Origin of the sequence: Pseudodonghicola xiamenensis DSM 18339 (assembly GCF_000429365.1) — a bacterium.
GTDB classification, from domain to species: domain Bacteria; phylum Pseudomonadota; class Alphaproteobacteria; order Rhodobacterales; family Rhodobacteraceae; genus Pseudodonghicola; species Pseudodonghicola xiamenensis.
Window position 1 is genome coordinate 1 of record NZ_AUBS01000067.1, and the last position, 6,520, is coordinate 6,520.

Genomic DNA, 6,520 nt, shown 5'->3' on the forward strand with positions numbered 1-6,520 from the left:
GATAGCGGGCGGCTGTGGGCTTGCTCATCCGAACCATCTAACGCCATGGATTCACGATGTGAATCCTTCCTAGCCAGAGTTCTGCAACAATGCCCCCCCACACGGACTCGAACCGCGGACCTACTGATTACAAAGCATGAGGTCCGAGCATTGCGATGCGTTCCGAGACGTTGCGACCACCTCCATCTAGTGCATTGATTACCCTTCTTTTTCCTTGTCTGACACACTGCAGCGCCTTACGATTCATTGCGAGCGGAGACGTCGCGTGATGTGTAAATTTGTCTGCTATATGTCTTCGAGCAGACACCGGACAGGAAGGTGGCTCATGTCCCGAGTGAGATTGACGGATCGGTCGGTGGCGGCGTTGAAGCCGAAGGAAAAGCGTTACGACGTATCCGACAGCCTACGGGTCGGCCTGAGGGTGCGAGTAGCCCCGAGCGGCAACAAGACCTGGGTTTTCGAAAAGCGCATCCGGGGCGGGCAACTGCGCAGCCATACGCTCGGACGGTTCCCGGTCATCAGCTTGGGCGAGGCACGTGAAAAGGCCCTGACGCTCGAGAAGGAAGCGATGGAGGGCATCGACCGCAAGGCCGAGGCCGCGACCAAGCAGACGGTTTCCACGGTATTGGACACGTATGAGAAGCTGCACCTTGAACACCTTCGCACGGGCAAGGAACGTCGCAGGCAGCTCAACACCGCACTGGCGAAACATCTCAACGAACCGATTTCCAAGTTGGAACGTCGCCACCTGCAAGAGTTCATCGACAAGACTGCCGGGGCCGGAACGCTGGTTCTGGCGAACCGCTACAAGGCCGCGTTGAGTGCCTTCGCCGGCTTCGCCTGGCGGCGCGGATACACTGACCACAATATCGGGGCCGGCCTATCGAACGCGACCCGCGAGAAGCCCCGTGACCGGGTGCTGACGCTTGAGGAAGTCCGTGCGATCTACGACGCGACCGAACTCATATCTCCCCTGTGGAAACCCCTTATTCGCCTCCTGATCCTGACAGCCCAGCGGCGCAACGACATTGCGGGTCTGCGGTATGGGGAAATCGACTTCGAGCGCCAGCGGATCGACCTGCCGTCAGCCCGCACCAAGAACGGCAAGCCGCATATCGTCCACCTGTCCGACCCCGCGTTCGCGCTGGTCGAGGCGTTCAAGCCTGAGAACGACAACGAGACGCCGCCGGACCTGCTCTTCACGACCACAGGCACGACCCCGGTGTCGGGCTTTTCAAAGGTGAAGAGCCAACTCGACAAACTACTGCCCGAGGACATGGAGCCGTGGACCTTCCACGACCTGCGCACCGCGTTCGCAACCATCATGGCCGAGACGGGTGCGTCTGAGAGCGTCGTGGACCGCATTCTGAACCACGCGGCCAGCGGGTCGGCAGCGAGCGCCGTTGCCCGGGTCTATAACCAGTCCCAGCAGTTGAAGCCGCGCGCCGCCGTCCTCGACCACTGGGCCGCGCTCGTGACGCAGGAAACCGCAGACGTCGTGAGCATCGCGTCATGAGCCGCGTGTCCCCTGAAACCGTAGAGGCGGCAGAGCAGCGGGTGCGAACCTATCTGGCGAAACGCGCGGGGCGTCCTGCCGAAGCCGAGGTGCCACGTTCTGAGCGCGAACCGTTCGGGGCACACATCGAGTTACGGCGCGGTTCCCCGGAGATTGACGCCCTGTTCTCGGAAATCGGGTTCCCCTTCCCGAGCGGACCGAACGTCGCATTCCAGCACTTCATTGAGCAATCGTCCGTCGAGCAGGAACGCATCCTTCTGCAACTGGTCAAGCATTCGCGCGAAATCGCGCGAGTCCATGATGCGGCAACGTGGCTATACGATGAGGTCGCCCTTAGCTGTCGGCTCACCCAACCCTTCATGTCCGTTCTTTTTCGAACCTTGCGCCAGACAGACAGGCCCGACGACGCGCACGGTATGGATGCAGAGCGCAACGCACTCATCCTGAACCTGATTGATATCCTTAGGGTCGAGTTTGGGCTATCAGCAGTCGCCAGTCGCGCAACGGTCGAGGCAAACGAGCGCCTCGGCCTCCCCGACAACGACGCTTGCGGCATCGTTGTCCGCGTGTTGAACGAAGAGTTTCCCAAGATCGGCCCCCGCCATGAGGGCGGAGAACGACCAGCGTTAAATTTGTCCCACGGCAGTGCGCGGAACGTTTGGGAACGGCATCGCAAGCTGTCCAAGAAGATGGCGAAAGAAGCTTGGGACGAGCGGGACGCGCATCGCGCCTGACTCTCGTGTCCGGGGGAGCTTGCGGCCCCCGACTGTGGAAACCCATCGCCCGCAATTCTGTCCCTCATATCGTCGCGAGCACTTGAGGGACGCGCTCGCACGAAGGGGCGCCTATCGTTGTTTCATGCAATCAGCCAAGGGCTAAGGACATGACACAACACAAACTTTTGCGGGCGAAAGAGGTGGCCGAGATGACCGGCCTGTCGATTTCAACCTTCTACGCGCAGATCCGCCGCGGGGCCTTCCCCAAACCCCTCAAGACGAGCGCAAACACGGTGGCATGGCGCTACTCGGATATTGTCGGCTGGATCGACTCTCTGGAAGAGGCGGCGCGGTAATGTCCAATATCACCTTTGAAATCCGCCAAGCACTGACCAAGTGCAGTTCGCACACCAGCGAAAGCATCGCGCGGCTGATCGCCGATGCGCAGGGAGAAGCCCAACGTCTGGCCGAGGCTGTGAAAGCTGACAAGCTCGTCCTGGGTGACATTGCGGCGACGGACGAAGATCATGACGCGGCCCAGCAGCGGCTGAATGCATCGGAAATCGTGCTCGAACGTTTGAGCGGTGCGATCCCACGTCTGCACGAGTTGCGGGACCAAATCACCGTGCAGGAACGCGATGAGCGCCAAAAGGCTCGCTACGAACGGCTGGTGAAACGTCGCAATGTGGTCGGCAAGCAGCTGGCCGAGTTTCTCGAAAGCCTGCCTGCTCTGGCCACTGCATTGCACGAGGCCGTCCAGCTTCGAGAGGAAGCGCGGGTGTTCAACATGCGGCCCACGCCGGGGTCCCCCGTGAACCCGATGGACGACATGGTGAGCGACTACCCTTTCCTCGCCCCGCTCGTCACCGATGCTGTGTTGAAGCGCACTCGGCTAGTGGGATCGGACGGGACCGTGCTGTTCGCGCCTGCGGACGGATCGGTCAGCACACCCCCGGCTGCGCTGCCGAAACGCGTGAATGGCGGTAGCCCCGACGCTCTTGCCAATGCGCTGGCTCACGCGAAGGACATGCAGCTTCACATCAGCACGCGACTGAGCGAGATGAAACGTGACGCGGCGGTCCGCAGGGTCTCCCTTGAGCAAGTCGCCATGACGCAAGGCATCAACGAGGCACGTCTCGCGCACTTCCACAAGATCGCCGAAGGCAAAATGGTCGAAGAGGCCGAACACGAGCTTTCCAAGGCGCAAAATCCGACTTCCTGACAACACATCAGGTGGTCGAAACCAATAAATCCCTCCAGCAGAACGGTTTAAGCTCTGGCAGGTGTTTCGCGCAGACATATGCCAGACAAATCGCCAGTTTTGCTCAGTTTTCGAGGCAGCAGCATGGCGAAACTCACCACCCCATTTGACGCGGCAGCAATCGCCCCGCGCCCCCTTCCCGAAGTTTCCACAGATAGCCCCGAGACCTTGGGCGCGACCCGCTATCAGCATGTCCCCGACGCGCTGCGGTCTGCGCCGTCGTGGATGGCGTCAATCAACAAGGTCCCGCATCGCGTGACCCGCAACGGGCATCTACATGGCTTGGCTAAAGCCGATCCGCACGACCCCGCAAACCACTGCTCTTTCGAGGACGCGGTTGCAGCCGTGAGCCGAGGAAATGACGGGGTGGAATTGTTCTTCGTGCTCGGCGTCGGGAACAGCTTTGTCTGCGTCGACCTTGATGATTTGGACAAGGTCACGCCCGAGCATCGGGCCGACGCAAACGAGTATCAACGCCAGATCAAGGAACGACTAGCGGGCACCTACTGCGAAGTGTCGCGCTCGGGAAACGGGCTGCACTATATCGGGGTCGCCCCCGATGTGAGCCACGACAAAGCGTATGCCAAACATCCGCATTTTCACGTTGACCTGCTGTTCCGCCACGGCCTCGTGCTGACGGGCGATCACCGCGAAGGCACCACCGAGATCGCAGACATTTCATCGCAGACCCGCACGATCCTCAACAGCATGACCCGCAGGTCGCCCCCTGAGGCTGCGGCCCTCCCGTCTGTGGACGCCCTGACGCCCGCGCACTGCGATGAGGCTCGGCTCATCAGCATCCTGTCAGCCGAACGGTTCAAGCACGGCGAGGCGTTCCGTACGGGGCGGAGCATCAACGATTGGTCCGGCACCTTCGCGGCCCTGCTCAACACCGCTGCGGAGTTCTGCACGGATGAGCAGCTTGTCCTCCGTGTTCTGTCCCGTTCTAAATTCGTCCAAATGGCCGAGGACAAGGGCGGGGAGACGCGGCTTGCGAAGGTCGAACGGCTTTGGTCGTCGCAATGGCCCAAGGCCCTTGAGCGCACGGAACCGACGCGGCGAGCTAACCAGACAACAGCCATGCCGACCAAGCCCCTGACGCTCACGGACCTTTGGCAGCAAAGTCCTTACGTCCAATTCATGGTGCAAGATCGCGCTATCAACATGATCACCGAAGGGCTGATCGCAGGGCTTCCTGCCGAAGACCTCGCGCCGCTGTTCCGCTACCTGCGGCCCGAAAAGATGAACCGCTTGCAGGACGAGCTGCGAAGGGTTGATGAGGTATTTGCGAAGACCCTGACTGACGCCCGCGTTCTGACCATGAGCGACACCGATACGGAAGTGGCGGACCTGAACGCGTATATGAACCGATGCGCGGTCGAGGAGTCGAAGATCAACCGGAAAAATCGGTTCAAGCAATACAATCGAGAATACTACATCGTGGAGAATTACGGCGGATCGGCCAAGGTGTTTCGCGATGAGTTCCACCCCGAAACCGGGGCGCAGGTACTATGGTCAATCAACGCCTTTTGCGAAGCGAAGATGAACGACAAGCTTTTGTCGGGTTGGGAACTCAGCAAGGAGGAGAAACGCCCGCAATTGACTTCGGCGGCGAGGGCTTGGGTCCAGTCGGACTCTTCGCGGCGCTACGTCGCCCAGGAAATGCACTTCGAGACGACCGAGCGCGAAATCACTGTGGAAACAGGGCGAGTCCTCAATCTCTACCGAGGCTGGGCGACTACCCCTGTTGCAGGTGACTGGTCAGCAATCCGCTACCTGATCTGCCATGTGCTCTGCTCCGGCGACGACGTCGCATCTGAATACCTGCTGAACTACCTCGCCCACATGGTGCAGAAGCCCCAGCAACTCCCCGGAGCGGCGATCATACTGCAAAGCGAGGAAGAAGGGACCGGGAAGACCACATTCATTGACCTGCTGCGTCGGATACTCGGGACGCGATACTGTGTAACGACGCCCGACGCGGAAGCCCTTGTCGGGAAGCACAATGATGCGGCCATGAACAAGGTTCTGCTGCATTTCGAGGAAGCTGTTGCCCCGAACGACCGGGTTCTGGAAAGCAAGGTCAAGGCCCTGATCACGAATGAGATTCTGACCTACAACCCCAAACACATTGCCGCGATTTCCGCCCGAAACTACGCGCGGGTATTCCTCACTTCGAACGCGAAGCAGGTGGCGCATCTGCCGCGCCATGATCGGCGGTGGTTCGTGCTGCGTGTGTCCCCGAAACACGCCAACGACCCGAATTTCTGGGGGCCGTTCAATGACCAGTATCCACAGGAGATTGAGGCCTTCATGCACGCCTTACAGACCCGCGACATCTCGGGCTTCAATCCCAAACGCGTGCCCTACACGGAGGCCAAGGACGCGCAGAAAATGGAATCCGTTGTAGGGCCGGAGGCCATATTGCGGCGCTTCCTTGAAGATGGGCGTTTACCCGTTTGCTCGCAGTTCAATGGGACGCACTGGCTGGTGCGTAACACGGCGCTTTCCGACTACTTCAACAAGTATAACCTCAAGATCGGTTATAAGCCGCCCCAGCCCGGAAAGGTCTTCAAGCCCGTGGCGCTCGGGGAGTCCCGCCAGCGCATTTCCGTCAACGGCCAGTCGGCGCAACAATTCCGGGTCCTGCATCTGCCCCCTTTGCAAGACGCACGGGCTGCGTTCCTCGCTCACCTCAATGTGGAAACCTATGACTGGGGCGACGGCTCGTATTCAGAATGGACGCTCGAGTGATCGCATGACCGCCCAGAGCCTCGCTGTGACGCGGTCACAGGGGGCTTGTCGGGCGTTCGGGGGCGATGAGCAGCGCGACGGGGCGACCGGGTGTATGGGCGGTTTTTGATGGGGCTACGTGACCCGCTGAACGCGGTCCAAAATGTCCACCGCTAGCTGAGCCCGGCCTTCTCCATTGTTTAGCAGGCTGCTGAAAAAGGCCGGTCTCGACGCGGTTTTGAGAACATGATTCACTTCCGGCACGGCAGCGGTGGTGAGGGTGACGATGCGTGG

Annotated in this window: 5 protein-coding genes; all 5 read left to right on the forward strand. The window is 60.4% G+C overall.

Annotated features, from left to right (window positions below; genetic code table 11):
• Nucleotides 1-325: 325 nt before the first annotated feature.
• The 5 genes from G455_RS0121760 (at nt 326) to G455_RS0121780 (ending at nt 6,247) form a co-directional block, all read left to right on the forward strand.
• Nucleotides 326-1,516, forward strand: a complete 1,191-nt coding sequence (locus G455_RS0121760) for a tyrosine-type recombinase/integrase (protein WP_028095560.1) — start codon at nt 326-328, stop codon at nt 1,514-1,516.
• On the forward strand, nt 1,513-2,250 hold the full coding sequence (locus G455_RS0121765) for a hypothetical protein (RefSeq protein WP_028095561.1): 738 nt from the start codon (nt 1,513-1,515) through the stop codon (nt 2,248-2,250). Before G455_RS0121760 ends, G455_RS0121765 begins: the two co-directional genes overlap by 4 nt.
• A 149-nt stretch (nt 2,251-2,399) precedes the next feature.
• Nucleotides 2,400-2,588: a helix-turn-helix transcriptional regulator gene (locus G455_RS0121770; RefSeq protein ID WP_028095562.1), complete on the forward strand. Its 189-nt coding sequence runs from the start codon at nt 2,400-2,402 to the stop codon at nt 2,586-2,588.
• Entirely contained in the window at nt 2,588-3,454 is an 867-nt protein-coding gene (locus G455_RS0121775; RefSeq protein WP_028095563.1) for a hypothetical protein, read from the forward strand. Before G455_RS0121770 ends, G455_RS0121775 begins: the two co-directional genes overlap by 1 nt.
• A gap of 123 nt (nt 3,455-3,577) precedes the next feature.
• Nucleotides 3,578-6,247: a primase-helicase family protein gene (locus G455_RS0121780; protein WP_028095564.1), complete on the forward strand. Its 2,670-nt coding sequence runs from the start codon at nt 3,578-3,580 to the stop codon at nt 6,245-6,247.
• Nucleotides 6,248-6,520: the final 273 nt, after the last annotated feature.